Origin of the sequence: Helicobacter felistomachi, from assembly GCF_030296895.1 — a bacterium.
Taxonomy (GTDB): Bacteria; Campylobacterota; Campylobacteria; order Campylobacterales; family Helicobacteraceae; genus Helicobacter; species Helicobacter felistomachi.
On the sequence record NZ_AP028022.1, the window covers coordinates 757,458 to 784,109 of the forward strand.

The window sequence follows — 26,652 nt, forward strand, 5'->3', positions numbered from 1 at the left end:
ATGATCGCCCTAGGTGGGACGATCGGTACGGGGTTGTTTGTGGGCACGGGGGGCAACATCGCCAATGCCGGGCCTTTAGGGACATTGATCGCCTACATAGTGGGCGGGGTGATTGTCTACTCTATTATTTTGTCCTTGGGTGAGCTAGCGAGCGTCTACCCCACTACGGGTAGCTTTGGCGACTACGCAAGCCAATTTATTGGGCCCGCTACGGGGTATATGGTTTTTTGGATGTATTGGGTGGGCTGGGTCATCACCGTGGCGGTGGAGTACATCGCGGTGGGGCTTTTAATGCAGCGCTGGTTTCCCCATGTGCCCGTGTATTATTTTGTCATGGGCTGTATTGTGTTGATTTTTTTACTCAACGCCTTTTCGGTGAAAATCTTTGCTGAGGGGGAGTTTTTCCTCGCCTCCATTAAAGTATTTGCTGTGTTTATCTTCATCGTTTTGGGGGTGGTGGGGATTGTTTACCAAATCTACTTACACGGCTTTAACTCGGTGTGGGCAAATTTTTATATGGCGCAGGCCAACCCGAGTCTAGGGCTGGAGGCAGGGTTGTTCCCTAAGGGGCTTGCTGGGGCCTTTGGGGTGATTTTGGCCGTGATCTTTGCCTACACGGGCACGGAGATCGTGGGCGTGGCAGCAGGGGAGGCAAAGAATCCGAGCGTGGCGATGCCAAGAGCCATTAAAGCGACTTTGTGGCGCATTGTGTTTTTCTTTCTAGGCTCGGTGATCGTGATCTCTGTGTTCTTACCCATGACGGATTCGAGCATCGCTAAAAGCCCCTTTGTGGCGACTTTAGAGCGCATCTCTTTGCCCCTTATGGGCACGGGTATCCCTTACGCCGCCGATGTGATGAACTTTGTCATCATCACCGCGATTTTATCCACCGCCAACTCAGGGGTTTATGCCTCTAGCCGTATGGTCTATGGCTTGGCGCAAAAAAAGATGTTCCCCCCCATTTTTGCCAAACTCAATAAGCAAGGCACACCCGTTTACGCCATGTATTTGTCTATGGGTTTCTCACTTTTAGGCATGCTAACCCAAGCCTACGCCCCTGAAAAGATCATTGAATCTTTAATCAACATCATCAGTTTTAGCGTAATCATTGTGTGGATCAGTGTGAGTGTGGCGCAGTATAATTTTAGAAAGCAGTTTGTGACCTCGGGCAAATCCTTGAACGACTTACCCTACCGCGCGCCCTTTTTGCCCTTGATCCAGTTTATTGGCATTAGTGGGTCGCTTGTGGGGGTGGTGGGGGCGTATATGGACCCAGATCAACGCATCGGGGCGTATTTAACCATTGGCTACACCCTTTTATGCTATTTGGGCTACTACCTCACTAAGGGCAGATGGGGATAGGCTTAAACAAAGTTTGGCTATACTAAACAGAAATACTTATTTTAAAGGATAACAATGAGGTTTATAGCGTTAAGCGTGGCTTTGGCCGTGGGGCTAGGGGCTGGGACGATTAACATACAGACCATGCCCGAGGTGAAAAACCGCGTGGGAGCGGATCACAATGGGAGCAGCACGATCTACTCTTTCCACAACTCTGTGAAAGAGGCGACCAAGGCGGTGGTGAATATCTCTACCCAAAAGAAAATCAAAAGCAATTTTATGGGCGGGGGGCTGTTTAATGACCCCTTTTTCCAACAATTCTTTGGCGACTTATATAACTCAGTGCCTAAAGATCGGGTTGAGAGGGCTTTAGGCAGTGGAGTGATCATCTCTAAAGACGGCTACATCGTTACCAATAACCATGTCATTGACGGGGCGGATAAAATCTCTGTCACGATCCCCGGGAACAATAAAGAATTTGTGGCGACTTTAGTGGGCAAGGATGCGGACAGCGATTTAGCGGTGATTAAAATCAATAAGGACAATCTGCCCACCATCCAATTTGCCGACAGTGGGGATCTCATGGTCGGAGATTTGGTCTTTGCGATCGGCAACCCCTTTGGTGTGGGCGAAACTGTAACCCAAGGCATCGTCTCCGCGCTCAATAAAACGAGCATCGGGATCAACAACTACGAAAACTTCATCCAAACAGACGCAGCGATCAACCCAGGCAACTCAGGGGGAGCCTTGATCGACAGCCGAGGCGGACTTGTGGGGATCAACACGGCGATTTTATCGCGCACAGGGGGCAACCACGGCGTGGGCTTTGCGATCCCTTCAAACACCGTGCAACACATCGCGGTCCAGCTCATCAAAACGGGCACGATCCACAGGGGTTATTTGGGTGTGGGGATTCAAGATGTCAGCAGTGAGTTGCAAAGCAGCTACAACGGGCAAGAGGGGGCGGTGGTCATCAGCATTGAAAAAGACTCGCCAGCCAAAAAAGCGGGCTTGATGATTTGGGACTTAATCATGCAAGTCAATGGCAAAAAGGTGAAAAACTCTGCCGAGTTGCGTAACTTGATCGGCTCTATGACACCCAACCAACGCGTTACCATCAAGTATATGCGCAACAAAAAAGAATACACCACGAGCCTAGTGTTGACCGAGCGCAAAAACCCCAACAAAAAAGAAACCAGCACGGCACACGAGGGCGCACACGGACAACTCAGTGGACTTAAAGTAGAAACCCTAACGCCCAGATTACGCAAACAAGCCCGTATCCCCGAGGAAATCCACGGTGTGTTGGTGCAAGAGGTGAAAGAGAACTCCAAAGCGCAGGATTTGGGCTTTAGACAGGGCGATGTGATCATGCAGATTGAAAATGTCAGCATTAAAAACATTGAGGACTTTAACCATGCTTTGAGCCGTTACCGCAATGTCCCCAAACGCTTTTTGGTCTTTGATATACAAAGGGGTTATAAGCAAATCGTGGCGAAATAGCCCCAATGGAGGGGTTAATCACAGAAGAGAGGATGGGGGCGTGCTTTCGCAAAAACTTAGAGTTTTTTAAAGCTAGACTGCCTAAGCTACACGCCACACTTCTTAATCCCCCCACGCTTTATAACCTGCTTAGCGACACGAGTGGGGTCAATGTCATTAACTTAAGCGATGGCTCTTTGCTCTTTCCCACCACGCACGGGCGACACCAAATGCTAAACATCGCCCAAGAGTGGGCGAAAAGTCCGCTAAACAACCCCAAATGGCGGCTGGATAACAATTCCATCACCCCCTTAAGTCCCCTTGAATCTTTGCCCTTAACCAACGAAGGCTGCCAAGCCCTGTTAAATTTAAGCCCCACTGAAAGCGGCACTATATGCCGCTTGGGGGCAAACTTCTACCCCCCCACGATTTTTTACGGCTTGGCAGGAGGGCTGTGCTTGGCGCTGCTTTTAGAACAAGGAGCGTTTTTCCACGCTCTGTATCTATGCGAGGAACACCCCGATTTGTGGCGTATCAGCTGCTACTTTGTCGATTACGCCCGCTTGTTCGAGGCGACCCCGCCTAATGCCTGCGTGTTAAGCCTAGGGCAAATGCCCCCCACCCTATGGCAGCATGTCTTTTTAACTAAAAAAATCACCCATAGTTTTTTACACCTAGAATTTGATCCCTACAAAAACGACAACACAAAGCAGCAAGCCCAAAGTTTTAATGCGGCAAAAAAGAGTGCGCTTAGGGGGTGGGGCAGCTTTGAGGATGAAATGCTAGGACTTACAAACACCCTAGAAAATCTTAAAAACAACCCCCCCATTTTGCAGCCAAAACGCCTAAAACCCATAGACTTACCCATTTGCGTGGTGGGCAATGGCCCTAGTTTAGACGCTCTCTTGCCCTTTTTAAAAGAAAACGCGCCTAAAATGGTGGTTTTTAGCTGCGGGACAGCTTTAAAGGTGCTAAAAAAGGCAGGGGTGGCCGTGGATTTTCAAATTGAAATTGAGCGCATTGACTACTTAAAAGAGGTTTTAGAAAGCGCGCCGTTAGAGGACACGCCTTTAATCTGCGGGAATATGCTTAACCCAAAAGCCCTAACTTGCGCCAAAGAGGTGTATGTGTTTATGCGGGGGGGCTCTTGCAGCGGCTACCTTGCGCCCCCCTTGAGTGTGGAGTTTAGCGCACCCTTTGTGGGCAATGCGGGGGTTGCTTTGGCAAGCTTGTTTAGCCACACTTTGATTTTATGTGGGCTGGATTGTGGCTACATTGAGGGACAAAGCAAGCACGCCAAGGGCTCATACTATGGCGATGAGAGCCCTACAATCCCCACAGACAGCCTAGAAGTGCAGGCCAATTTTGGCGATGGCAAGGTCTTTAGCGATGGCTTGTTTTTGCTCTCGGCCAAACAAATGGGGCAATTATTTAAACACCAACAAAACCAAGTCTACAATCTCTCTAGTGGGGCATTTATAGAGCACACCACCCCCCTAAGAGCTCAGGATTTAAAGCTTATGGGGGGCAAGAAGGATAGAGCCATTAGACACATAAAGAGTGCCTTTAAACCCATAAAATTGACCCCCCCAAAAGGAAGTTTAAACGCTTTTAAAAAGGCTTTAACAGAGCTTTTAAACACGCCCATCGCCACTAAAAAAGAGCTCTACGCTTTAGTGGATCAAATCAACGCTTTGGGTGTAACAACCACACAGGAAAACCCCTTTGTAGGGATTTTGTTTGAGGGTTCGCTGGCCCATTTGTGTTTGCACCTGCTCGTGGCATGTTTGCCTTTAAAGCAAGCCGACTTGCCCGCCTTTTACACCAAAGCTAAAGATATTATCTTAAACACGATAGATCAAATGCTAGACATTTACAACGCAAAGAGCACATTTGTTTAAAATTGTTTGTCCTTCTGTACTAAGGTCGGTCATGCTGGAGCGAGAGAAAATGCCTGCATTTTTAAGTTTGTTGGCTTTGTTTTTAGCGTGCTGTACGCACCAAAGTGTGCGAGTCGTGCTTGAACCAGAATCTTCCAAGCAAAGCCCAAAACAACAAGCAACTTATATTTTGCCAAAAAACTATAAAACTTTGCCCTTAGAAAAAGCCCCCCAAAGATCAAAAGAACGCTCTTGTGTACGCCCCAAACAAAAAATCATGGGTTTGGGTAGACACCAGTATAGAAGCAAAATATGCCTAGATCTTTTGGACATCACTTGGTAGTTTATGGCATATTCTCAATGCTGTATTTGTAGCGTTGTTTTTCTAACTCAAGTTGTAGGCGGTATTTCTCTTCCTGCAAAATTTCTTCTTGGCTTTGGAGTTTTTGGATCGAGCGACTCATGTAGTAAATGTTGTTGCTAAGATAAATTTTAGGCGCAAAGAGAAACAAGACGATGAAAAACACGATGAAAACCGCCCCCAAATTTAGGGGAGATAGGCCTCGTTGCTCCTGTGTGTTTTCAGTAAAGAGGGCTTCTCTCTCTTTGTCCGTAGTGCGTAGCCGGCGTTCTTCAACTTCAGTTTCTAAAGGCATGGGAAAACCACTAAAGAGCCTTAAAATAAAAGGCCCGCATCTTAGCGCTACGCGCACGCGGGTTTAAACGCACTTCCTGTTGGCTTGGGATTAGAGGCTTTTTGGTGAGGGATTCGCCATAGACTTTGGCGTACTCTCTAAAGGCATGCTTAACCTGTCTGTCTTCTAAAGAGTGGAAGGCAATGACACATAAAAGTGTGTCTTGCAAGGTTTTAGAATACTCTAACAAAGCTTGTAGATTTTGCATTTCAGCATTCACCTCCATGCGAATCGCTTGAAAGACTAAAGTCGCGGGGTGCAGCTTGCCCCTATGGGTGTGCTTGGCCAAAAAGCTGGCCAAATCTTGCGCCGTGTTAAAGGGCTGTTTGTGCCGGTGTTGGACGATTAAAGAAGCGATCTTTTTGTGTCCGTGCACTTCACCCATCTGCAACACCCGCTCCAATTCATAAAGACTGTAATGATTCACTATTTTAAAAGCATCCAAAGATTGCTCCATATCCATACGCATGTCTAGATTCAAAGAGTGAAACCCAAAGCCCCGATGAGGGTTATCAAGCTGTAAAGAGCTCACCCCCAAATCGGCCAAAATGCCCTGTGGGGGGGGCAAGGTGGGCAAAACCTCAGCGAAGTTGCCCTGCTTGTGGGTGAAACGCTCAGCATAAGGGGCGAGTTTGTCAAGGGCTAGAGTTTGTGCCTCTTTGTCCTTATCAATGCCGACAATGTGTAAATTGGGGTAGGCTTGCAGCAGGGCTAGGCTGTGTCCGCCTAGGCCCAAAGTGCAGTCAATTAAAACAGGTTGGGGCTTTTGGGATAGAGGCTCAAAAAGAGCGACAACCTCTTCTAATAAAACGCTTTGGTGCATGTCATCCTTTAAGCATGGGCATAAGCCGAGTTCTGTCGAGGGTGGTTATTTATCTTGGATGGGTTTTACAACCCACCTCTTGCGAAGTGCCTCATCAAAGACTTTACCATACACTTCTTGCTACAGATTGGGTTTACCTAGCCAACCCCAATTGCTTGGGATGCGGTGGGCTCTTACCCCACCTTTTCACCCTTACTCTAAAAGAGCGGTTATTTTCTGTGGCACTTTCCCTTAGCTTGCGCTAGCCATCCGTTAAATGGAATCCTGTCTTTCGTAGCTCGGACTTTCCTCTTTGGTTTGACCCAAAGCAACCACCGCCCATGCAAGCCGGGATTATAGCTAAAATTAGCTTAATTTACAGAAACCCTAAGCGCACTACACAAAGTCAATTTTAAGGCTCAAGCGTTGTCGCCCACTGGTAAAGTGCATTGAGCGCAGGGAGCAAGGTTCTGCCATTTTCATGCAACGAGTACTCCACCGTTGGGGGGATTGTGGGGGTGTGTTTTCTAACGATGATCTTGTCGGCTTCTAGCTCACGCAGACACTTTGTCAGCATAGTGGCGGTGATGCCTATCACCTTTCGTTGCAATTCGTTGTAACGGATGGTTTGCATGGGGGCATCGGCGATGTACCATAAAATAGGCAACTTCCACTTTTGCCCTAGAATTTGCATGGCGCGCAAAATGGGACACTCAGTTTCGTAGATGTTTTGGTCTTTGGGTAAATTTAAATCTTGCATAGACACTCCTAAATAGCGTAATTATAGCAAAAATATACTAACTAAGAAAAAACTTCATACTTGTAAAAATATTGCGATTGGGCTATAATCCGCAGCCTATCAAAATTTTAGGAGTTTCAAATGAGTAAGCAAGTCCAAATTAACCGCGTGGGCGATTTAGATGTGTTGGAAATCGTTGATGTAGATGTACCCGCACCCAGCGCAAACGAGGTGCAAATTGCTTTTCAAGTGTTGGGTTTAAACCGCGCTGAAATCATGTACCGCCGTGGGCGTTATATCTACGCGCCACAATTCCCGTCTAAATTGGGTTATGAAGGGGCGGGCGTGGTGCGTGCTGTGGGCGCAAGTGTTCAAGGCATTCATGTGGGCGATGCCGTGAGCGTGATCCCCAGCTTTTTACTCACCCAGTATGGCACTTACGCTGAGGTGGCAAATTTGCCCACCCACGCCGTTGTCAAACACCCCAAAAATCTTTCTTTTGAAGAGGCGGCGGCAAGTTGGATGGCATTTGTTACAGTCTATGGCGCATTTGTGGAGTTGTACCAAGTCAAGTCGGGGGATTTCGTGGTCTTAGGAGCCGCCACGAGCAGTGTAGGCCTGGCGGCGATCCAGTTTGCTAAAATGCTCGGGGCAAGAACCATCGCGCTCACACACGCACATGCCAAAGGGGATATTTTAGTGGAGAAAGGCGCGGATTTTGTGCTCGCCACCCAAGAAGACGATCTAAGCACCCGTTTAAAGGAGATCACAAACGGACGGGGTGTCAATCTCGTGTTTGATCCTGTGGGTGGTCCGGTGGCAAACACTCTTGTGAAAGCGATGGCTGATGATGCCTATTACAATCTTTATGGCGCACTCAACCACGAGGATATGGCTGTGCCTGTGGGCGATATGCTCTTTAAAAGACTCACTTTGCGTGGCTATCAGTTGTTTGAGCTCACAACAAATCCAAAAAGATTGGAGAAGGCAAAAGCTTATGTCTATGAAGCCCTAGCCAGCCATAAGTTGCGCCCTGAGATCGATCGTATTTTTGATTTTAAAGACATCGCCAAAGCCCACGACTACATGGAGAAGGGCACACAAATTGGTAAGGTTTTGGTGAGGATTTAAGGGTTTTTGCGCTCTATAACTCATCTTCGGGCAGAATCTTAGACCAGTTCTTAATGAAACGTAAAAAGGGGGAGGTGTCGGGGGGTTTGCTGTGGCGCACCACCTGTCCGTCCTCCACGCCCTCCCAAATTAACTTAGAGTGGAGGGTGTGTTTTTCTAAGATTAAATGCCAACTATCGCGCATTTGCTCTTGCATGCGATGTTGTAAGTAGAGCGCAAAAGCCGCGTTGTCAAACACCACCACCGATTCGGTGTTGATTTGCGCTGATCGTGCGTCTAGGTTGAAACTGCCAATCCAGGTCAATTGGCCATCAAAAATCAAAATCTTGCTATGCAAAGAGTTTTTAAGCCGCCCCTTGATTTTAAAGCGCACCCCCCCCTTGCGGGTGTATTTGATGTAGCGGGACAAATCACTTTTGGTTTCATAGACATTAGCTCCCGCCTTGACTAATTTTTTAGCGTAGCGCTCCCACGCGCCATACACCACAATGGCATCGGTAGAGGCGAGCGAATTGGTCAAAATGCTTAGTTCTAGCCCTTCGCTAAGCTTTTTAGTGAAGATTTTAAGCAGAGCGGGGCCGGGGATTAAATAGGACGAGGCGATGTAGAGTGAATTTGTGGTTTGCCTTAAAATATCTTGCAGGGCGTGGTTAATGGGGGATTTAGGGTTTGTGGCGTAGATTTTTTCAGGGCGATCGGCGATGAAGTAAGCCCGCCCCAAGTAAGCCTTGTTCTCTTTGTTTAAAAACTTTTGGATGAAAGCCTGCACTTCTTTATCGTAGGCACTTTGATCGCTTAATAGGAGTTTAGACAAGCTTTTTTCATAGGTTTTGGCGTATCTCTTTAATTTTCTATGGCTTGGAAGTAAATTAGCCGGGATAGCACTTTTAAAATTCCAGTATTGTAAAAAACTCCTTTTAGCTTCTAAGCTCACCGCCCCCAAAAAGAGTGCATCGGTATCTAAAAAGTTCTCTTCTAAATCGTTATCAAAATAAACATCGGCGATGTTGCGCCCCCCAATGACAAGCGCCACATTATCCACAATGAAGAGCTTATTGTGCATGCGCTTTTTAATGCGGTCATAACTCGCCATCATCTCTAAATAGCGTAAGCCCTTGTTACGAATTCGGTAAGGGTTAAAAATTTTGACATCAATATTAGGGTGGGTGTTGAGCATGATGATGTCGGACATGTCCGAGTCTAGCCCATTGTCGTCGATCAAAAGGCGCACCTTCACCCCCCGATTGGCCGCTTTGTAAAGCTCGGACATCATCACTCGCGAAGAGATGTCGTTTTTGTAGAGATAGGTTTGGATGTCTATATTGTGTGTGGCTAGGCGGATGAGGGCGATACGTTGCAACAAAGCCTTATCCCCATCTTGCAAAATGAAGCCCAAACTCTGTTTAGGGTTTTGGCTTAAAGTCTTGCTGTATACCTGCCCTAGGGGGGTTTGTAAGGGTTGGTAGCTCTCTAAAAGATAGATGTGGTCGGGACGTTTTTTAGCGATGGTGGCAAGACAACCGCCAAAAAACAGAGGACATAAAAGCAAACAAATGCAAAAAAAGCGTTGCAACAAAGCCCTTAATCAGTCCAAAATGGGCTTTTTAGGCAAACACATGGCAGCAGCAAACATGCACGCCATCATTATGGCGACATAGACAAAGAAGCCGTTTTCTATGTGGGCGGCTTTGAATTGCAACGCCACATAGGGGGTCGAGCCCCCAAAAATGGCATTACCTAGAGCGAAACTAAAGCCCGTGCCTAGGGCACGCACATGTTCGGGGAAGAGCGAAGCTTTAAAAATCCCCGACACTGAAGTGTAAAAACTAAGGATTAAAAAGAGGGCAAGCACCGCCAAAAAGGCAATGGTGGTGTTGTGGGCATGCACGGACATGACCCTAAAGAGCGGGGCAATGCCAAAAAAGGCTAAGATTGTGAAAGTGATGACCGCCCGTCTGTGGCTGATTTTATCGCCTATGTAGCCAAAGAGCGGTTGGATAAGCATGAGGATTAAGAGCGCAAAGACAAAAATATCATTCACCACAGGTTTAGCCATGCCGGCGTTTTCTAGGTAGGTTTTGGCGTAAGTGGTGATGGTGTAAAAGGCGAGCGACCCACCCGCACTGATGACAAATACGATGAAACAAGTCTTAAAGTGGGGCAAGAGTGCTTTCAAAGTCCCCCGATCTTGATGCTCTTCCAATTCGCTAGAGCTTTCATCCATTAAACGCCGTGCCAGCAAAGACCCGAGAGCTAAAACCCCGCCCAGCACAAATAAAATCCGCCACGCAAAGGCACTCACCTGTGCTAGGCTAAAGAACATCATCAAGACGCTAATACTTGCCACCGCCAAGAACTGCCCCCCGATTAAGGTGCTGTATTGAAAAGAGCTGTAAAATCCCCGATTGCCCTTAGAACTGAGCTCAGACAAATAAGTCGCCACAATGCCATATTCCCCGCCCACACTAAGCCCCTGCACCATGCGCGCAAGCAGTAAAAATAAGATCGCCAAATCCCCCACGCTCTCTTTAGTCGGCAGGGCGGCGATCATAAAAGAGCCCACAGCCATCAAGACCACAGACATGATCATGGACTTTTTGCGCCCGATTTTGTCGGCCAAAGAGCCAAAAATCCACGAGCCCAAGGGGCGCATGAAAAAGCCCACCGCAAAAACCCCAAAAACCTGAATCTGCTGGATGATGGAGTTGCTCGATTCGCTAAAGGAGTGGGCGAAGTAGGTTGCGCTAAAGGCGTAGATATAAAAATCAAACCATTCCACCAGATTGCCGCTTGCCGCCGCAACAACTGAGCGGATTTTTTTACTCTGTGTCATTAGCGTTTCCACAAACCTTTCGCTTTGTCGATCAAACTCGGCTTTTGCTTTTTGGCAAAGCGCCTAAGCGTGGCTAAGAAGTGGTGCCACTCGTGGATTTCCATCGCTGGAATCGCGCCGGCGTAGTTGGTGTGTGGGGGCAAGTCCTTACCCACCGCCCCCTTGCCCCCAATTTGGGTAAATTCCCCGATGTGCATATGCCCCCCTGTGCCCACCTGTCCGCCCAAAACCACATTACGCCCCATAGTGGTCGAACCTGAAAGCCCCACTTGCGACACGATGATCGAATGCTCGCCCAGCACGCAGTTATGCCCCACTTGCACCAAATTATCGATTTTCACGCCTTGCTTAATATGGGTTGTGCCAAACACAGCGCGGTCGATTGTGGTGTTTGCCCCAATTTCCACAAAGTCGTCGATTTGCACGATGCCCGTGTGCTCAATTTTGATGTGTGCGCCTAGCTCGGTATGCGCGTAGCCAAAGCCATCGCTGCCGATCACGCTGTTGGCGTGGATGATGACTTCATTGCCGATGATGGTGTTTTGGTAAATGGTAACATTGGGGTAAATCTTGCAATTCTTGCCAATTTTCACCCCATCGCCCAGCACCACATTGGCCATGATAATGCTGTTGTCCCCAATCTCCACACCCTCGCCCACCACGACATGGGGCATTAAAGTTACATTTGCGCCTAATTTGGGGGGGGTCTTGGTGCTGGGGGTTTTAAACATGTCAATTTTAAAGGCGTGTGAGATTTTAGCAAAGGCTAAATGGGGGTTTGGTGTGATGATGGCTTGGCTATTAGCGGGGACTTTGCTCGCATATTCGGCACGGATAAACACCCCCCCAGCCTTGGTGTCTTTGAGTTTTTTGACATAGGATTTTTGATCCACATAGCTTAAGTGATTGGGAGTGGCTAGCTCTAGAGGGGCAACCCCGACAATCTCAAAATCCTTAAAATTTGGGGGCAGGGTGGCTTCGATGGAGTAGGTTTCTTTTAAAGTGTTGAAAGTCATGCAAATTCCTTTGTACTGCTGATTTTAATGATGTCTAATAAGGCTTGTGGGTCTAGGCACGCTTTGCCGATCAGCACGCCATCGACTTCTTGTAGGCTTAAAATGGCCTCGGCATTGCCCACTTGCACGCTCCCCCATAAACGATCTTCACACGGGGTTTAAGGCAAGCTTTAAGCCCCCCGATGGTGTTGGCAATGTCGCCCGCTTGCGCGCTCACCCCCGTGCCAATCGCCCAAATCGGTTCATAGGCAACAATGAGCTTAGGATACTCCAAGTCGATCCCCTCAAGTTGTGTTAAAAGGTAATCCAAAGTCGCCTTTTGTCCTAAATTTCTTGTATCCAGCGATTCGCCGATGCAAAAGACGATTTGAAAACCCTGTTTCTTAAAGAAAGCAAACTTCTCAAGGCAAAAGCTAGGTGTTTCGCCTAGCAACAAACGCCTTTCGCTATGCCCGATGAGAATAGAGCTAATGCCTAGCTCTTGCAGGGCGTGCAGGGTGATTTCACCCGTGAAAGCCCCCTCAAGCGCAGGGTAGGCATTTTGTGCCCCCAGTTGGATGCCAGTAGACTGACACACCCCAAGGGCACTTAAAGGGGGGAAAAGCGTGAGGAAGGGGGCTAATTCTTGGGGTAGATTTTTTTGCAAATGCTTTAAATAGGGCAATAAATCAAGCGCATAGGATTTAAAATTAGCCAAGACGAATTTCACGATGTGCTCCCAAATTTGCCATATCTTAGCAAAACATGGCAAAAATCGCTAAAAAGTTACCATAATTTTGCTATCATTTTTCAATCGTAATCATCTTAGGAGTGTTGCATGCAACAAGAGGAAATCATTGAGGGCTATTATGGCGTGGGGGCGGAGCGTAAAAAAAGTGGGATTTATGCTAAACTCGACTTTTTACAGAGCGCAACGGGGCTTGTTTTAGCTTTGTTTATGATCGCGCACATGTTCTTTGTCAGCAGCATTTTAATCAGTGATAAGGCGATGTATGCGGTTACAAAATTCTTTGAGGGCAGTTTGTTTATCAAGGCAGGCGAGCCTGCGATTGTGAGTGCGGTGGCAGCAGCCGTCATCGTCATCTTGGTTGCTCACGCTTTTTTAGCGCTGCGTAAATTCCCCATCAACTACAGGCAATATAAAATCTTCCAAACCCATAAATACCTCATGAAGCACGGCGACACCAGCCTATGGATGGTGCAAGTGGGTACAGGTTTTGCGATGTTCTTTTTGGCCAGCATCCACTTGTTTGTGATGCTCACCGCCCCGCACAGCATAGGGCCGCACGCTTCTTCTTACCGCTTTGTTACCCAGCACTTTTGGTTACTCTACATATTCTTACTCATTTCTGTCGAGTTGCACGGCTCGATCGGGCTTTACCGCCTAGCCATTAAATGGGGTTGGTTTAAGGACATGGGCATCGATCAATTACGCAAGATCAAATGGGGCATGAGCGTGTTTTTTATTGTGTTGGGGCTACTCACCTATGGCTCTTATGTCAAACACGGGATCATGCAAAAAGCAGAAATTTCTAGCATGCAACAAGCCGTGCAAGCGGACGAACAACTCCACTAACAAGAAGGATTCATCATGAAGATAGTTTATTGCGATGCATTGGTGGTGGGCGGGGGGTTAGCCGGCTTAAGAGCTAGCATCGCCTGCCGCCAAGTGGGTTTAGATGTGATTGTGCTTTCTTTAGTGCCCGTCAGGCGCAGCCACTCTGCCGCCGCACAAGGCGGGATGCAAGCCAGCCTTGGCAATGCCAAAATGAGCGAGGGAGACAATGAGGATCTGCACTTTTTAGACACAGTCAAAGGGAGCGACTGGGGTTGCGACCAACAAGTGGCGCGCATGTTTGTCACCACTGCCCCTAAAGCAATCCGTGAGCTTGCCAGCTGGGGCGTGCCATGGACTCGCATTAAAAAGGGCGATCGCCCTGCGGTGATCAATGGCGAGCATGTGACGATCACCGAGAGAGAGGATCGGCATGGCTATATTTTGAGCCGCGACTTTGGGGGGACTAAAAAATGGCGCACTTGTTTTACCGCTGATGCGACCGGGCACACCATGCTCTACGCGGTAGCTAACGAAGCCTTGCACCACAAAGTTAAGATCGAAGATCGCAAAGAGGTGATTGCTTTGATCCACCATGGCGGTAAATGTTACGGCGCGGTGGTGCGGGATTTAATCACAGGCGAGATTGCCGGCTATGTGGCTAAGGGCACACTTCTAGCCACGGGCGGTTATGGGCGGGTGTATAAGCACACCACCAACGCCGTGATCTGCGATGGTGTAGGCATTGCCACCGCCCTAGAAACGGGAGTTGCCAAACTAGGCAACATGGAAGCCGTGCAATTTCACCCCACTGCCTTAGTGCCTAGTGGGATTTTGATGACAGAAGGCTGTCGAGGCGATGGAGGGATTTTGCGCGATAAATTTGGGCGCAGATTCATGCCCGCTTATGAGCCTGAGAAAAAAGAATTGGCTAGCCGTGATGTAGTGAGTCGCCATATTTTGAGCCATATCAAAAAAGGCTATGGGGCAAACTCCCCCTATGGCGACCATGTGTGGCTAGACATCGCCATTTTAGGGCGCGCGCATGTGGAGAAAAACCTACGCGATGTCCACGACATTGCCAAGACTTTTGCGGGCATTGATGCGGCCGATGACAGCCTAGAAACGGAAGAAAACCTAAAAGGCATGCCCACAGACGAGCCCGATTTTGGCCCCGGAACGCCCAAACAAAAAGGCTGGGTGCCCATCAAGCCCATGCAGCACTACTCGATGGGGGGTCTGCGCACCGACTACAAGGGGCATAGCCACCTAAAAGGGCTCTTTTGTGCAGGTGAGGCGGCGTGTTGGGATTTGCACGGCTTTAACCGCTTGGGGGGCAACTCTGTGAGCGAGGCAGTGGTGGCGGGCATGATCATTGGCGATTACTTCGCCCAGTATTGCCAAAAGGCAGAGTTAGACATCAGCACCCACATTGTGGAGCAGTTTATCCAAAAGAGCCACGAGCACATCCAAGAGTTGTTACACAACGATGGAAAGGAAAATGTCTATGAAATCCGCGAGCGCATGCGCGAGATCATGGACGAGAAAGTGGGCGTGTTTAGAGATGGCAAAACCCTAGAGGAGGCTTTAAATGAGCTCGAAGAGCTTTACAAACGCTCTAAAAATATCCATGTGAAAAACAAAAAGACCCACAACAACCCCGAGTTGGAGGATGCCTACCGCACCCAAAGGATGCTTAAAATTGCCCTATGTGTGACCAAAGGTGCGCTCGATCGCACCGAAAGCCGCGGCGCACACATGCGCACCGACCACCCTAAGCGCGACGATGCCAACTGGTTAAACCGCACCCTTGCGTCATGGCCAGATCCCAACCAAACTCTACCCACCTTAGAGTACGAGCCTTTAGACATCATGTCTATGGAACTTAGCCCAGACTTTAGGGGTTATGGTGCAAAGGGTAACTTTATCCCACACCCACTCAAAGAACAAAGGGATGCCCAAATTAAAGAGATCACAGAGCGCATACAAGCCCAAGGCGGGGATCGCTACGCCCTGCAGGAGGCGTTGATGCCCTTTGATTTACAGCCCAAATACAAGGCGCGCAATGTCCGCCTAAGCGATTTAGAAACACATCAAGGAGAATAAATGGGACGGCAAATCACCATCCGCGCCTTAAAATTTGACCCTCAAAGTGCAGTGTCTAAACCCCACTTTAAAGAGTACCAGCTAGAGGAAATCCCATCGATGACCTTATTTATTGCGTTAGGGATGATCCGCGAGAAAATGGACCCTGACTTGAGCTTTGACTTTGTGTGTCGGGCGGGCATTTGTGGCAGCTGTGCCATGATGGTCAATGGCCGCCCGCGTCTAGCCTGTAAAACGCTCACTTCTGGTTTTAGTGAGAGTGTGATCACGCTCATGCCCATGCCCTCTTTCCCCTTAATCAAGGATTTAAGCGTGAATACAGGCGAGTGGTTTGCCGGCATGAACGCGCGGGTGGAAAGCTGGGCGCACCATAAAAAAGAAGTGGACATCACGCGCCCTGAAGAGCGCATCGACCCGGATGAGGCGCAAAATGTTTTTGAGCTCGATCGTTGTATTGAGTGCGGGTGTTGCATCGCTGCTTGTGGGACAAAGCTCATGCGCGAAAACTTCATCGGCGCAGCGGGGATGAATCGCGCCATGCGCTTTTTGATCGACTCGCACGATGAGCGCACCGATGATGACTTCTACGAGTTGGTGGGCGATGACGATGGGGTCTTTGGGTGCATGAGCCTGATTGGCTGCCACGACACCTGCCCTAAACAAATCCCCTTACAAGGCACTTTAGCCGACTTGCGCAATAAAATGGTGAAAGTCGGCAAAGCCCGCTAAGTGCTTTAGCTAGCTCCTATTTGTGAGTCGCTACCTAAGTTGCTCTTTAGCGGCTTAGCGTGTAGTCGCTTGGAGATTGCTGCCATGACCACCATCCCCACAAAAAAACTGCCTTCAATGAAAAAATCAAAGGGATCGAAGCCAATCCCCAGGCTTATATAAAAGATCAGCATAGAGAGCATAAACACCCCAATGGTGTCTTTTCGTTTGGCAAAAAAGCACCAAAGCACGCATAAAAACCATGCCAACGCCACCAGCCCCAAGACCCCTCTATGTGCTAGGGTGTTGAAAAACTCATTGTCGTATTTTTCAGCACAATCGATTTGATCGGCCTTACGGTAAGAGTGTGCTAGAGCTAAAATCTCATCGATCCGGCGGCACTTCGTGCTAAGGCTCATGCCAATGAGGGGTGAAAGCTTAGCGATGGCTAGGGCTTCTTGCCAGCGGGCAAGGCGCAAACCGATGCTTGAATTGGGGTTTTTTTGGGCAAAAAGTTGCAGGTCTTGCCTAAAACTTTCTTCTTTAGTCCTTGCCGCCTGCAAGAGGGCGTGTTGCTCTAGGGTTTGGTTTAATAAGAACAGCCCGCCAAAGCACAGCGCCATAAGCCCCATGTAGCTCCATTCTTTTGTGTGCCTTAAAAACACACAGAGGGCTAAAAAGGTGATGGCAAAGGCGATGGATGCACTTCTAGTGGCGCTAAAGAGCACCACCAAAAACCCCGCCAGCATCGCCCCACTAAAAAGCCATTTTTCTTGACGTTTGTCTGTAGTTAGGGCATAGATAAAACAGCCAAAAATTGCCATAGCAGTGAGCGTGACAAAGCCTACAATAGTGCTCAAACCCGCCACCCGCCCCATACCCAAAAAGACCTTTTGCACGAAAGCCAGTCCCCCATTAAAAAAACAAGTAAAAGCCATGCTGTAAAACAAGATTTTGGTGTTGAGGCGCACCTGCGTGCCGCTTAGGCAAATGAGCGCAATGACACCCAGCACATAGACTAGGGGCATGTTTAAAGAGCGCAAATTGTAATGCCAAGCTTCTAAGTCCCCGCCCACAAATAAGTTCGGCAACACCACTAAAAACATGGTAAACATAGAAGCAATGAGCCATCTAAAAGGCCTTAGCTGCAGCGGGGGTTTGGAGGCTTTGTAGTAGAGCATGGCTCCCACAGCCAGCACCACCACTAAAATTTGGGGGACGGGCTTTTTAAATGAAAAAATAAAAAAGAGGGCGAAAAAGAGAGTCGCCAGTTTGTGGCGATCCCAAGAGAGCCACATTGGGAGCCTAGCGATTCTTGATGCCTAATGCTTCAATGAGCGTTACATAGCGCTCGTGCTGTGTGTCTTTGAGGTATTTGAGTAGGTTTTTGCGATGCCCCACGAGTTTTAAAAGCCCTAGACGGCTGGAGTGGTCCTTGGGGTTGTTTTTTAAATGGGCGGTCAAGTCCGCAATCCTTTGGCTCAAAAGCGCGATTTGCACCTCGCTAGAACCTGTGTCGTTGTCTTGTCGGGCGAAGCGTTTAATGATCTCTTGCTTCTTCTCCGTACTTAAAGCCATGAAGACCTCCTATAGGAAATTTACATAAGCCCGCATTATAACCTAAAAAGTCAAATTTTACATGAAAAATTGTAGAATGAAGGGGTTTTGACGCAATTTAATTCAAGGCAGTTAGTGGCGCGCAACAAGCAAAAGAGCATTTTAAAGCGGACATTCCCTTTTTTAAGGCAACTGACTCAGTCTAAGGACTTGACCGTTGTGGCGTTTGTGATCGCCATTTTGGCGATCATCATCGTGCCTCTGCCTCCTTTTTTACTCGATTTTTTGCTGACAATCTCCATTGCTCTATCGGTACTCATCATCTTGATCGGGCTTTACATCACCAAGCCCACGGATTTTAGTGCTTTTCCGACTTTGCTCTTGATTGTAACGCTTTACCGCCTCGCGCTCAATGTCGCCACCACGCGCATGATCTTAACGCAGGGCTACAAGGGACCTAGCGCGGTGAGCGACATCATCAGTGCTTTCGGAGAATTTACCGTGAGCGGGAACTATGTGATCGGGACGATCATTTTTAGTATTCTAGTTTTGGTGAATTTATTAGTGGTTACCAATGGTTCAACGCGCGTTACAGAGGTGCGCGCGCGCTTTGCCTTAGACGCGATGCCGGGCAAGCAGATGGCGATCGATGCGGATTTGAACTCAGGGCTCATTGACAATGAAGAAGCCAAAAAAAGGCGCGCTGCTTTGAGCCAAGAAGCCGACTTTTACGGCGCGATGGATGGGGCGAGTAAGTTCGTCAAGGGCGATGCCATCGCCTCTATCATCATCACGTTAATCAACATCATTGGGGGCTTTTTAGTGGGGGTGTTCCAAAGGGACATGACCATGGCTTACAGCGCCTCGACTTTCACGATTTTAACGATCGGCGATGGGTTGGTGAGCCAAATTCCCGCCTTAATCATTGCCACCGCCACGGGCATTGTTGCCACGCGCACCACCCAGCACGAGGAGGAAAACTTCGCCAGTAAGCTCATCACCCAGCTTACAGACAAGAGCAAAACCTTGGTCATTGTGGGCTTTATTCTCTTGCTTTTTGCCAGCGTGCCGGGCCTACCCACCTTTTCGCTGTTCTTTGTGGGCAGTTTGTTTTTATTCATCGCATGGCTCATCTCCAGGGAGGGCAAGGACAATTTATTTTCTAAATTTGAAGCGTGGCTGAGTAAAAAAACAGGCGTTGATTTGAGCCACAAGTCCGCCACCACCTCCGATCAAGTCCCCACCACTCGCCCCCAAAAGAGCGCAGAGGAGATCAAAAAAGAGGAAGAGCAAGCCATCAATGAGGTGCTTAAAATTGAGTTTTTAGAGCTTGCTTTGGGCTACCAGCTCATTTCTCTAGCCGACATTAAACAGGGGGGGGATTTGTTAGAGCGTATTAGAGGTATCCGCAAAAAGATTGCGAGTGATTACGGCTTTTTAATGCCCCAAATCCGCATTAGAGACAATCTCCAGCTCCCTCCCACGCATTATGAAATCAAGCTCAAGGGGATCACCATTGGCGATGGGAGCGTGATGCCCGATCGCTTTTTGGCGATGAACACGGGTTTTGCGGGCAAAGAAATCGAGGGGATTCCCACTAAAGAGCCCGCCTTTGGCATGGACGCTTTATGGATCGAACCTAAAGACAAAGAGGAAGCGATCATCCAGGGTTATACGATCATCGACCCCTCCACCGTGATCGCCACACACACCAGCGAATTGGTCAAAAACTACGCCGAAGAGTTCATCACCAAAGACGAGGTGAAATCGCTTTTAGAACGGCTAGCTAATGATTACCCCGCCATTGTCGAGGAGGCAAAGAAAATCCCCACCGGGGTGATTCGCTCTGTGTTGCAAGAACTCTTGCACGAGAAAATCCCCATTAAAGACATGCTCACCATTCTAGAGACCATCACCGACATCGCCCCCAGCGTGCAAAACGACATCACCATTTTAACCGAGCAGGTGCGCGCAAGGCTTTCACGGGTCATCACCAATATTTTTAAATCCGAGGACGGGACTTTAAAGCTCCTCACTCTAGGCACTGCCACCGAGCAGTTTTTATTAAACAAACTCAAGGATCAAGCTTCGGGTAAATTCTTATTGTTAAACGCCACTGAAATGCAACAGCTCATCGAACATGTGTCTGCCGAGTCTATGAAAATCTTACAGCGGGGGATCGCGCCCGTGATTCTCATCGTCGATCCCGAGTTGCGCCGTCCGCTCTCCACGAAAATGGAGCAGTTTAAAATCGACATTGTGGTGCTCAGCCACGCCGAGCTAGACACCAACGCCAAATATGAGGTGCTAGGCACCATCAACATTAATTTTTAAGGACCAACATGCAAGTTTTCCACTTATCCCACATCGACTTAGACGGCTATGGATGCCAATTCATCAGCTACCATTTTTTTAAAGACATTAAATTTTACAACGCCAACTACGGGCGGGAGGTGAGCGCGAGGCTACACGAAATTTTAGACGACATCAGCCGGGCACTAGAACCCAAGCGCAAAATCTTGATTCTTGTTACAGACTTGAATTTAACTCTAAATGAGGCGCAGTTTTTGCAAGAACAAAGCGATGCCCTACGTTTGCAGGGGCTTGAGGTGCAGGTGTTGCTGCTAGATCACCACGCCACCGGCCAAGATGCGGCTAAAATCTACCACTGGTACCACCTAGACACCGAGCGCAGCGCATCTAAAATCACCTTTGAAACTTTGCAAAAGCTCTACTCCCCTTTGGAAAACATTGAAAACCTAGCCCCGATGGTGGAGATGATCAACTCCATTGACATTTGGCAAGAGGGGGGCTTTGGTTTTGAGTTTGGCAAGGTGTGCATGCGCATGATCTCAAGCACCCACGAGCTCAACCGCTTCATGTTTGATGAAGAGCACCGCGCCTATAAATTCGCCCTTTTAAAGAAAGTGCCCGACTATCTGCACCAAGAAAGGGGAGAGGTTGCCTTTGACAACGATTTATTCAGGCTTAAAAAATCGCTTTGGGGGGTAACCCGGATTTAGAAACAATGGACAACATCGCCTCCAACGCCCAAGTTGCCCTACTTTCACAAAAAAAAGAGGAGTGCGCCCTAGAGTGTGAGGGCAAAAAGGGGTTTTTGAGTTATAGCATGGGGGGCATTAGCGTGTTGGCTAATCTCTTTTTGGAGCAAAACCCTGAATTTGACTTTTATATCGATGTGAGCCCTAAAGGGTCGGTGAGCTTGCGCTCCAATGGGAAGTGCGATGTGAGTAACTTAAGTAAACAATATTTCAATGGGGGCGGGCATAAAAACGCCAGCGGGGGGAAAATAGAAGGCTTTAAAGAAAGTTTTAGCTACTATGACATTAAGGAGCAGTTAGAAAAGGTGTTTCACAAGGAAAAGGGGGCTGATTACAGCTTTTTTGGGAACCGCTTCGAGTTTTAAGCTAAGCCCAAAGAAAATTGAAAGGAGAGTCCATGAAAACCCAATCTGCATCGTATTTTCTTGCTCTAAGTTTATTGACAGGTTGTGTGAGCTACCAAATCAAACCTGAAAAAATCACCAGCTACAACAATGGCATCCAAGTTTTGACCTCTGCTAAACCCGACTCTAAAGTCCAAGTTGAGGTCGCCCAAAAGAAACTAAAAGGTCTAGACAATCCGCCCCTTGTGATCTATGTGGGGGCGCAGATTTTAAGCGGTGCCCCTGTAAACTTCGACACCTCTAACATCTCCGTGAGCGAAAAAGGCAGTCCTTTGCCCGTGCTGGGCTTTCAAGCAATGATGAAATCCAGCTACGATTTTGAACCCGTGTTGCAGAAATTCAACATCGCCACCCCCAACAGCAACATTGTAGAAGATGGCATCGGGCCCTCGATGTTCTACTATGGACAGGGCAGTTTCTTGGCTTACGACATGATGTTTGGCATGCCTTTCATGATGATGGACGATGTGCAGACTCAAGAGATCATGCAAGAGGAGAGACAGGCGTTTAAGATCATGGCGATCAACTACCTCAAACGCTCCACTTTAAAGCCCGATGGCAAGGCCAAAGGGGGCTTTGTGGTGATCGACCCCAAACCCATTAAGCCGGGCACTCTTGTGGTGAAAGTAACCCTACACAATGAAACCCACACCTTTAAAATAGACATCCAAAACCAACAACCATAGAAAGGCAGGCATGCAGGCATTACAAGCGGCTTTAGAAAAACTAGAGGGAGCCAGGGATTTACACGCGCTTGAAGAAGTGCGCCTACTTGTGCTAGGCAAAAAGGGCTTGCTCGCCCACGCCTTCACAGAGTTAAAAAGCCTAGAGCAAGAGCAAAGAGCCAAGTACGCCCAAGAACTCAACCGCTTCAAAGAAAGCTTTAGTGCCTTACACGCCCAAAAAAAGCAAGCCCTGCAAGCCCTAAAATTGCAAGAACGCCTGCAGGCTGAAAAGCTGGACCCCACTCTAGCCAACACCCGTTTTAGCGCGAGTTTGGGCCACCCGCTAAACTATACCAAAGATCGCATCATTGCCCACTTCACCCAAAGGGGGTTTAAATTGCACTTAGGCACGCTTGTGGAGGACGATTTTCATAACTTCAGCGCGCTCAATATCCCCGCGCATCACCCCGCAAGAGCCATGCAAGATACCTTCTACTTTAAAGACCACAAATTGCTACGCACCCACACCTCCCCCACCCAAATCCACGCCATGCAAGAGCAAAGCTTGCCCATCAAAATGATCGCCGTAGGCCACACTTTTAGACGCGATTACGACACCACACACACCCCCATGTTCTCGCAGGTGGAAGGTTTGGTCGTGGATCAAGGCGTGCATTTTGGGCATTTAAAGCAAGTCTTAGAAGAGTTTTTACACGCCTTTTTTGGCGCAATTAAGGTACGCTGGCGTGCAAGCTTTTTCCCTTTTACAGAACCTAGCGCAGAAGTGGATATTAGCTGTGTTTTCTGTAATCAAAAAGGGTGCAAGGTGTGTAAAAACACGGGGTGGCTAGAGGTGCTAGGTGCAGGGCTGGTACACCCGCAAGTCTTTAAAAATGTCGGTTTAGAAGGCATGCAAGGCTACGCCTTTGGGCTAGGCATTGAGAGGCTTGCCATGCTCTCTTGTGAGATTAACGACCTACGCAGTTTCTTTGAAACCGATTTACGCATGTTGGAGGCGTTTTAATGCTGCTACACACCGCTCATTTGGCGCATTTTTTAGACATCTCTCATGTATCTATCCCTACCCTATGCACGGACTTAAGCCGCATCGGTTTAGAAGTGGAAGGAGCGCACCCCTTTGATTTGTCTGAAAAGGTCGTGGTGGCTAAAGTGCTCTCTAAAGCCAAACACCCCAACGCCGAAAAGTTAAGCGTTTGCCAAGTGGATAGCGGCAATGGGGTTTTACAAATCGTGTGTGGGGCGAAAAATGTAGAGGCGGGGCAGTTTGTGGCTCTAGCCCTAGAGGGAGCGCATTTGTCCGCTTGTGATCTTGCCATCAAACCCAGCACGCTAAGGGGCGTAGAAAGTTTTGGCATGCTTTGCTCTGCACTTGAGCTAGGGTTGCCTAAACTTGAAGAGGGGATTTTGGTGCTAGATCGTAGCATCAACGCTGATAAACCCTTAAAACTTGGCACACCTTTAAAAGAGTTGCCCTTTTTTCAAGGCACGCTTTTAGACATTGGTTTAACCCCCAACCGGGGCGATTGTGCCAGCGTTTTGGGCGTGGCTAGAGAAATTGCCGCCTTGTATGGTTTAAAGCCAAACACCCCAAGCACAAAAGCCCCCACAAATAAGCCCGCCTTAAAGTTAGAGAAAAGCACCAAGCACTTAGCCCTAGCTTACGCCCACTTTAACGTCCCTAGCCTAAACCTGTCTCTAGAAATGCGCCTTACTTTGGCGTTGCAAAACTCTTTAGGTAAAGACCCTCTAGACAATCTCTTGGCCTATGTAACTCATCTTAGTGGGGTTATCTTGCACGCCTACCCAACGACTGAGTTAGAAATCAAGGAGGACAAACTAGGCTTTGTCAAAGCCTACTCTCAAGACACAGAACTTAGCAACATCGCCTTTAACCCCCCCAAAAATATGGGGTTAAATGCCTTGATTGAGGCAAGCTTTTTAGACCCCAACTATGTGGCCACCCGCTTAAGCACCCACGCCCCCAAACACGCCCCCAGTTTGACCCAGCGCACCACAAGGGGGAGCGAGCCACAGGTCCTGCTAGGCCTTGCCCTCTTGCAAGAGGCACTAACAACCTTAAACGCCCCCGCTTTGGAGTGGGAGAGTTTTTACAGCGGACTTGAGGCAAAGCGCATAGAGTTTGGTTTAACCGACATCGTGCGCTTATTGGGGCTTGAAATTTCTAGTGCTAAAGTTCACGGCATCTTAGAGGGGCTAGGCTTTGGGGTGCAAGTTACAGATGGGCATTTTAGCGTGCAAGTGCCCCTATTTCGGCACGACATCGCCGACATCGCCGACATCGCCGAAGAGGTCTTGCGCTTTGTGGGGATTGAAAACATCCCCTCTGCTCTGCTTGATCTAAACGAACAAACCAGCCACAACCCCCACTACACCCGCCACTGCTTTGAGCGCACACTCGCCACCAAAGCCCTAAGCTTAGGTTTTAAAGAAGTCGTGCATTATCTCTTTGCCAAAAAAGAAACCCTAGAAAAGCTCGGCTACCCCACCCTAAAAGACTCCTTGGACTTGCAAAATCCGATCAACAGCGACTTTAACACCCTACGCACTTCCTTAATCCCCGGGCTTTTGCAAGCGGTGGCGCACAATAAAAACTTAGGCTTTAGGGGTGTGGCGTTGTTTGAGCTAGGCAGTGTTTATAGTGCCAACAGAGAAGAGGCGCAAAGTTTGGCTTTTATTGCCAGTGGGCTTAAAGACCTGCCCCACTACCCCCACCCAAAGGGCACTCAGTGGGATTTCTACAACTTTGCTACCAATCTTAGCCAAATTCTAGGTAGCTTTTGCCTGCAATCCATAAGCCCCACAGAGCAAGAAGCCCAGCCCTATTTAAGCACCGCCTACCACCCACATGCGAGCGCATGGATTGTTGTGGGAGGACAGAAAGTGGGGGTCATCGGAGCCATTAATCCTATTTTGGTGCAAGAGGGGGATTTGCTAGCGGGCTTTATGGCAGAAGTTCAGGGCAACGCCTTAAGCCCCAAGCCCTACAAGGCCAAAGAGTTTTTTAAACTCCCCACCAGCTTTAGGGATTTGACCTTGATTTTAGACAAAGATTGCCCTTTTAATGCCCTGCAAGAGGCACTCTTTGAGGCGAACATCCCCCATTTACAAGAGGTCATCGCCCTTGACCTTTACCCTGAAAATGCAAACCAAATCGCTCTTAGTGTGCGCCTAAAAATCCAGTCTAACACCGCCCTAACCGACCATGAGTTGCAAGAAGTGGTGCAAGAGGCGTTGAGCGTGCTTGAAACACGCTTAGGGGCTAAACTCAAATGAAGCTAGAAATCAAACCCGCCAAGCCTTTTAGTTTAGAATTGGAGGGCTTGCCTGCGGATAAATCTTTGAGCCATCGGGCGTTGATTTTTGCCCTTCTTGGTGAGAAACCTTGTTTTGTCGAAAACTTCTTGCAAGGGGCAGATTGCTTGAGTACACTAAATATCGTTAAAACGCTCGGGCTCAAAGTGCAAAAACAGGGCGCAAACCGCCTTAAACTCACCCCCCCCAAGAAGTTTTTACACTTCAATGAGCCCACCAAACCCCTAAATTGCAACAACTCGGGCACGAGCATGCGTCTATTTAGTGGGTTACTTAGCAGCAGCCAACATCTGCAAAACCACTATATCCTCGTGGGGGACAAGTCTTTAAGCCAACGGCCGATGGGTAGAGTGATAAAACCCCTAGAGCAAATGGGGGCAAAAATCCACGCAAGGGCACAAAACTTCGCCCCCTTAAGTGTGCTAAATAGCCCTTTAAAGGGCTTAGATTATGCCAGCCCCATTGCCTCCGCTCAAGTCAAAAGTGCCCTGCTCTTAGCTGCCCTGCAAGCCAAAGACCCTCTAAACTTCAGCGAGCCGCATTTAAGCAGAGATCACAGCGAAAGGGCTCTGCTCGCTCTAGGCGCGCCCATCAAAATCACCTCCTAAACTCATCCTAGAGCCTTTACAAAAACCCCTGGAGTCCTTTTCATGGCACATCCCCACCGATCCCTCTAGTGCCTTTTACTTCGCCCTAGCGGTTGTGTTAGTGCCAAAAAGCTCAGTGCTCTTAAAGGGGGTGCTCTTAAACCCTAGCCGCATAGAAGCCTTTAAAGTTTTGGAGCAAATGGGCGCAAAGGTGCATTATGAGTTAAAAGGGCAAATGGGGGCAGAGCCTGTGGGCGACATTTATATCCAGCATAGCCCCCTAAAGGCGGTTACGATTAGCAAGAACATCGCCAGCTTGATTGACGAACTGCCCGCTTTGGCGGTGGCTATGGCGGTAGCAAGCGGAGTGAGCGTGGTGCATAATGCGAAAGAGTTACGCTTTAAAGAGAGCGATCGCATCGCCACGACCCTAGCCAACCTGGAAAAATTAGGGATTGAGTGCCACGCCCTAGAGGACGGCTTTCAAATCAAAGGGGGTGCTTTCAAACGCCCCAAAGAGCCTTTAGAGAGCTTTAAAGACCACCGCATTGCGCTTAGTTTTGCTATGGCACTCTTGGCCTGCGGGGGAGCTTTAGAGGGGGTAGAGTGCGTGGCAGTTTCGTTTCCTCATTTTTTAGACCTATTGAAACGCATCGTTGCTTAGGGCTTGACAATCTGCTAGAGTGTGCTAAGATGTTTAAGAGGGGTTCATCAAGGCGTGTTGCGCACAATAAG

19 protein-coding genes, 1 other RNA gene and 3 pseudogenes are annotated in these 26,652 nt (G+C 48.6%); 13 read left to right on the forward strand and 10 right to left on the reverse strand.

The window, feature by feature from the left end; genetic code table 11:
• From QUE23_RS03920 to QUE23_RS03930, 3 genes are read left to right on the forward strand one after another with little or no spacing between them, the layout of a single operon-like run.
• Nucleotides 1-1,362, forward strand: coding sequence for an amino acid permease (locus QUE23_RS03920; RefSeq protein ID WP_286349410.1), 1,362 nt, complete (start codon nucleotides 1-3; stop codon nucleotides 1,360-1,362).
• A 54-nt stretch (nucleotides 1,363-1,416) separates the two neighbouring features.
• Nucleotides 1,417-2,844 (forward strand): Do family serine endopeptidase, encoded by a 1,428-nt coding sequence (locus tag QUE23_RS03925; RefSeq protein ID WP_434802005.1) that lies wholly within the window; start codon nucleotides 1,417-1,419, stop codon nucleotides 2,842-2,844.
• A 5-nt stretch (nucleotides 2,845-2,849) separates the two neighbouring features.
• Nucleotides 2,850-4,724 carry a motility associated factor glycosyltransferase family protein gene (locus QUE23_RS03930; RefSeq protein WP_286349299.1) on the forward strand — a complete coding sequence of 625 codons (1,875 nt, stop codon included), beginning with the start codon at nucleotides 2,850-2,852 and terminating at the stop codon, nucleotides 4,722-4,724.
• A gap of 323 nt (nucleotides 4,725-5,047) precedes the next feature.
• Here the strand turns inward: QUE23_RS03930 and QUE23_RS03935 are convergent, their stop codons facing one another.
• The 4 genes from QUE23_RS03935 to QUE23_RS03950 all read right to left on the reverse strand — a co-directional run bounded on the left by QUE23_RS03935 (nucleotide 5,048) and on the right by QUE23_RS03950 (nucleotide 6,960).
• The gene (locus QUE23_RS03935) at nucleotides 5,048-5,359 is read right to left on the reverse strand and encodes a hypothetical protein (protein WP_286349300.1); all 312 of its coding nucleotides are present in this window, start codon (nucleotides 5,357-5,359) and stop codon (nucleotides 5,048-5,050) included.
• A 10-nt stretch (nucleotides 5,360-5,369) separates the two neighbouring features.
• Complete coding sequence (gene rsmH / locus QUE23_RS03940; RefSeq protein WP_286349301.1) at nucleotides 5,370-6,221, reverse strand: 16S rRNA (cytosine(1402)-N(4))-methyltransferase RsmH; 852 nt, start codon at nucleotides 6,219-6,221, stop codon at nucleotides 5,370-5,372.
• A gap of 6 nt (nucleotides 6,222-6,227) precedes the next feature.
• An RNA gene (gene rnpB, locus QUE23_RS03945) (RNase P RNA component class A) lies at nucleotides 6,228-6,547 on the reverse strand.
• Nucleotides 6,548-6,612: 65 nt separating this feature from the next.
• Nucleotides 6,613-6,960 carry a winged helix-turn-helix transcriptional regulator gene (locus QUE23_RS03950; RefSeq protein ID WP_286349302.1) on the reverse strand — a complete coding sequence of 116 codons (348 nt, stop codon included), beginning with the start codon at nucleotides 6,958-6,960 and terminating at the stop codon, nucleotides 6,613-6,615.
• 120 nt (nucleotides 6,961-7,080) lie between these two features.
• Between QUE23_RS03950 and QUE23_RS03955 the strand changes: the two genes are divergently transcribed.
• Entirely contained in the window at nucleotides 7,081-8,070 is a 990-nt protein-coding gene (locus tag QUE23_RS03955) for a zinc-dependent alcohol dehydrogenase family protein (protein ID WP_286349303.1), read from the forward strand.
• A 13-nt stretch (nucleotides 8,071-8,083) separates the two neighbouring features.
• On the opposite strand, the gene QUE23_RS03960 is transcribed toward QUE23_RS03955, so the two are convergent.
• The 4 genes and pseudogenes from QUE23_RS03960 to QUE23_RS03975 form a co-directional block, all read right to left on the reverse strand.
• Nucleotides 8,084-9,643: a phospholipase D family protein gene (locus QUE23_RS03960; protein ID WP_286349304.1), complete on the reverse strand. Its 1,560-nt coding sequence runs from the start codon at nucleotides 9,641-9,643 to the stop codon at nucleotides 8,084-8,086.
• Between the two features lie 12 nt (nucleotides 9,644-9,655).
• On the reverse strand, nucleotides 9,656-10,903 hold the full coding sequence (locus QUE23_RS03965; protein ID WP_286349305.1) for an MFS transporter: 1,248 nt from the start codon (nucleotides 10,901-10,903) through the stop codon (nucleotides 9,656-9,658).
• On the reverse strand, nucleotides 10,903-11,919 hold the full coding sequence (gene lpxD, locus QUE23_RS03970; RefSeq protein WP_286349306.1) for a UDP-3-O-(3-hydroxymyristoyl)glucosamine N-acyltransferase: 1,017 nt from the start codon (nucleotides 11,917-11,919) through the stop codon (nucleotides 10,903-10,905). The genes QUE23_RS03965 and lpxD overlap by 1 nt, the downstream gene beginning before the upstream one ends.
• A pseudogene (locus tag QUE23_RS03975) lies at nucleotides 11,916-12,631 on the reverse strand (triose-phosphate isomerase). The gene lpxD and the pseudogene QUE23_RS03975 overlap by 4 nt, the downstream one beginning before the upstream one ends.
• A gap of 105 nt (nucleotides 12,632-12,736) precedes the next feature.
• Here QUE23_RS03975 and QUE23_RS03980 point away from each other — a divergent pair.
• From QUE23_RS03980 to QUE23_RS03990, 3 genes are read left to right on the forward strand one after another with little or no spacing between them, the layout of a single operon-like run.
• Nucleotides 12,737-13,495, forward strand: a complete 759-nt coding sequence (locus QUE23_RS03980; protein WP_286349307.1) for a fumarate reductase cytochrome b subunit — start codon at nucleotides 12,737-12,739, stop codon at nucleotides 13,493-13,495.
• A 15-nt stretch (nucleotides 13,496-13,510) separates the two neighbouring features.
• Nucleotides 13,511-15,580, forward strand: coding sequence for a fumarate reductase flavoprotein subunit (locus tag QUE23_RS03985; RefSeq protein WP_286349308.1), 2,070 nt, complete (start codon nucleotides 13,511-13,513; stop codon nucleotides 15,578-15,580).
• Complete coding sequence (locus QUE23_RS03990) at nucleotides 15,581-16,309, forward strand: fumarate reductase iron-sulfur subunit (RefSeq protein WP_286349309.1); 729 nt, start codon at nucleotides 15,581-15,583, stop codon at nucleotides 16,307-16,309.
• Between the two features lie 5 nt (nucleotides 16,310-16,314).
• Here the strand turns inward: QUE23_RS03990 and QUE23_RS03995 are convergent, their stop codons facing one another.
• The gene (locus QUE23_RS03995) at nucleotides 16,315-17,586 is read right to left on the reverse strand and encodes an O-antigen ligase family protein (RefSeq protein ID WP_286349310.1); all 1,272 of its coding nucleotides are present in this window, start codon (nucleotides 17,584-17,586) and stop codon (nucleotides 16,315-16,317) included.
• Nucleotides 17,587-17,593: 7 nt separating this feature from the next.
• Nucleotides 17,594-17,866, reverse strand: coding sequence for a 30S ribosomal protein S15 (gene rpsO, locus QUE23_RS04000; protein WP_053829830.1), 273 nt, complete (start codon nucleotides 17,864-17,866; stop codon nucleotides 17,594-17,596).
• Nucleotides 17,867-17,980: 114 nt separating this feature from the next.
• Between rpsO and flhA the strand changes: the two genes are divergently transcribed.
• The 6 genes and pseudogenes from flhA (at nucleotide 17,981) to aroA (ending at nucleotide 26,581) form a co-directional block, all read left to right on the forward strand.
• Nucleotides 17,981-20,179, forward strand: a complete 2,199-nt coding sequence (flhA, locus tag QUE23_RS04005) for a flagellar biosynthesis protein FlhA (RefSeq protein WP_286349311.1) — start codon at nucleotides 17,981-17,983, stop codon at nucleotides 20,177-20,179.
• Nucleotides 20,180-20,187: 8 nt separating this feature from the next.
• Nucleotides 20,188-21,272: pseudogene (locus QUE23_RS04010) on the forward strand (DHH family phosphoesterase).
• A 32-nt stretch (nucleotides 21,273-21,304) separates the two neighbouring features.
• Nucleotides 21,305-21,997: a hypothetical protein gene (locus QUE23_RS04015; protein ID WP_286349312.1), complete on the forward strand. Its 693-nt coding sequence runs from the start codon at nucleotides 21,305-21,307 to the stop codon at nucleotides 21,995-21,997.
• Between the two features lie 10 nt (nucleotides 21,998-22,007).
• Nucleotides 22,008-23,000 (forward strand): phenylalanine--tRNA ligase subunit alpha, encoded by a 993-nt coding sequence (gene pheS / locus QUE23_RS04020; RefSeq protein ID WP_286349313.1) that lies wholly within the window; start codon nucleotides 22,008-22,010, stop codon nucleotides 22,998-23,000.
• A complete protein-coding gene (gene ytpR / locus QUE23_RS04025; RefSeq protein ID WP_286349314.1) occupies nucleotides 23,000-25,291 on the forward strand; it encodes a YtpR family tRNA-binding protein in 2,292 nt (763 codons plus the stop codon). Before pheS ends, ytpR begins: the two co-directional genes overlap by 1 nt.
• Nucleotides 25,288-26,581, forward strand: a pseudogene (aroA, locus tag QUE23_RS04030) (3-phosphoshikimate 1-carboxyvinyltransferase). Before ytpR ends, aroA begins: the two are co-directional and overlap by 4 nt.
• The last annotated feature ends 71 nt before the right edge of the window (nucleotides 26,582-26,652 follow it).

Bases quoted from the DNA above. Each gene is read 5' to 3' on its own strand.
- QUE23_RS03995 (WP_286349310.1), bottom strand. From the start codon at position 17,586: ATGTGGCTCTCTTGGGATCGCCACAAACTGGCGACTCTCTTTTTCGCC.
- QUE23_RS03980 (WP_286349307.1), top strand. From the start codon at position 12,737: ATGCAACAAGAGGAAATCATTGAGGGCTATTATGGCGTGGGGGCGGAG.
- QUE23_RS03920 (WP_286349410.1), top strand. From the start codon at position 1: ATGATCGCCCTAGGTGGGACGATCGGTACGGGGTTGTTTGTGGGCACG.
- QUE23_RS03955 (WP_286349303.1), top strand. From the start codon at position 7,081: ATGAGTAAGCAAGTCCAAATTAACCGCGTGGGCGATTTAGATGTGTTG.
- QUE23_RS03925 (WP_434802005.1), top strand. From the start codon at position 1,417: ATGAGGTTTATAGCGTTAAGCGTGGCTTTGGCCGTGGGGCTAGGGGCT.
- QUE23_RS03950 (WP_286349302.1), bottom strand. From the start codon at position 6,960: ATGCAAGATTTAAATTTACCCAAAGACCAAAACATCTACGAAACTGAG.
- QUE23_RS03990 (WP_286349309.1), top strand. From the start codon at position 15,581: ATGGGACGGCAAATCACCATCCGCGCCTTAAAATTTGACCCTCAAAGT.
- QUE23_RS03965 (WP_286349305.1), bottom strand. From the start codon at position 10,903: ATGACACAGAGTAAAAAAATCCGCTCAGTTGTTGCGGCGGCAAGCGGC.
- rpsO (WP_053829830.1), bottom strand. From the start codon at position 17,866: ATGGCTTTAAGTACGGAGAAGAAGCAAGAGATCATTAAACGCTTCGCC.
- QUE23_RS04015 (WP_286349312.1), top strand. From the start codon at position 21,305: ATGAAAACCCAATCTGCATCGTATTTTCTTGCTCTAAGTTTATTGACA.
- rsmH (WP_286349301.1), bottom strand. From the start codon at position 6,221: ATGCACCAAAGCGTTTTATTAGAAGAGGTTGTCGCTCTTTTTGAGCCT.
- ytpR (WP_286349314.1), top strand. From the start codon at position 23,000: ATGCTGCTACACACCGCTCATTTGGCGCATTTTTTAGACATCTCTCAT.
- pheS (WP_286349313.1), top strand. From the start codon at position 22,008: ATGCAGGCATTACAAGCGGCTTTAGAAAAACTAGAGGGAGCCAGGGAT.
- QUE23_RS03930 (WP_286349299.1), top strand. From the start codon at position 2,850: ATGGAGGGGTTAATCACAGAAGAGAGGATGGGGGCGTGCTTTCGCAAA.
- lpxD (WP_286349306.1), bottom strand. From the start codon at position 11,919: ATGACTTTCAACACTTTAAAAGAAACCTACTCCATCGAAGCCACCCTG.
- QUE23_RS03985 (WP_286349308.1), top strand. From the start codon at position 13,511: ATGAAGATAGTTTATTGCGATGCATTGGTGGTGGGCGGGGGGTTAGCC.
- QUE23_RS03935 (WP_286349300.1), bottom strand. From the start codon at position 5,359: ATGCCTTTAGAAACTGAAGTTGAAGAACGCCGGCTACGCACTACGGAC.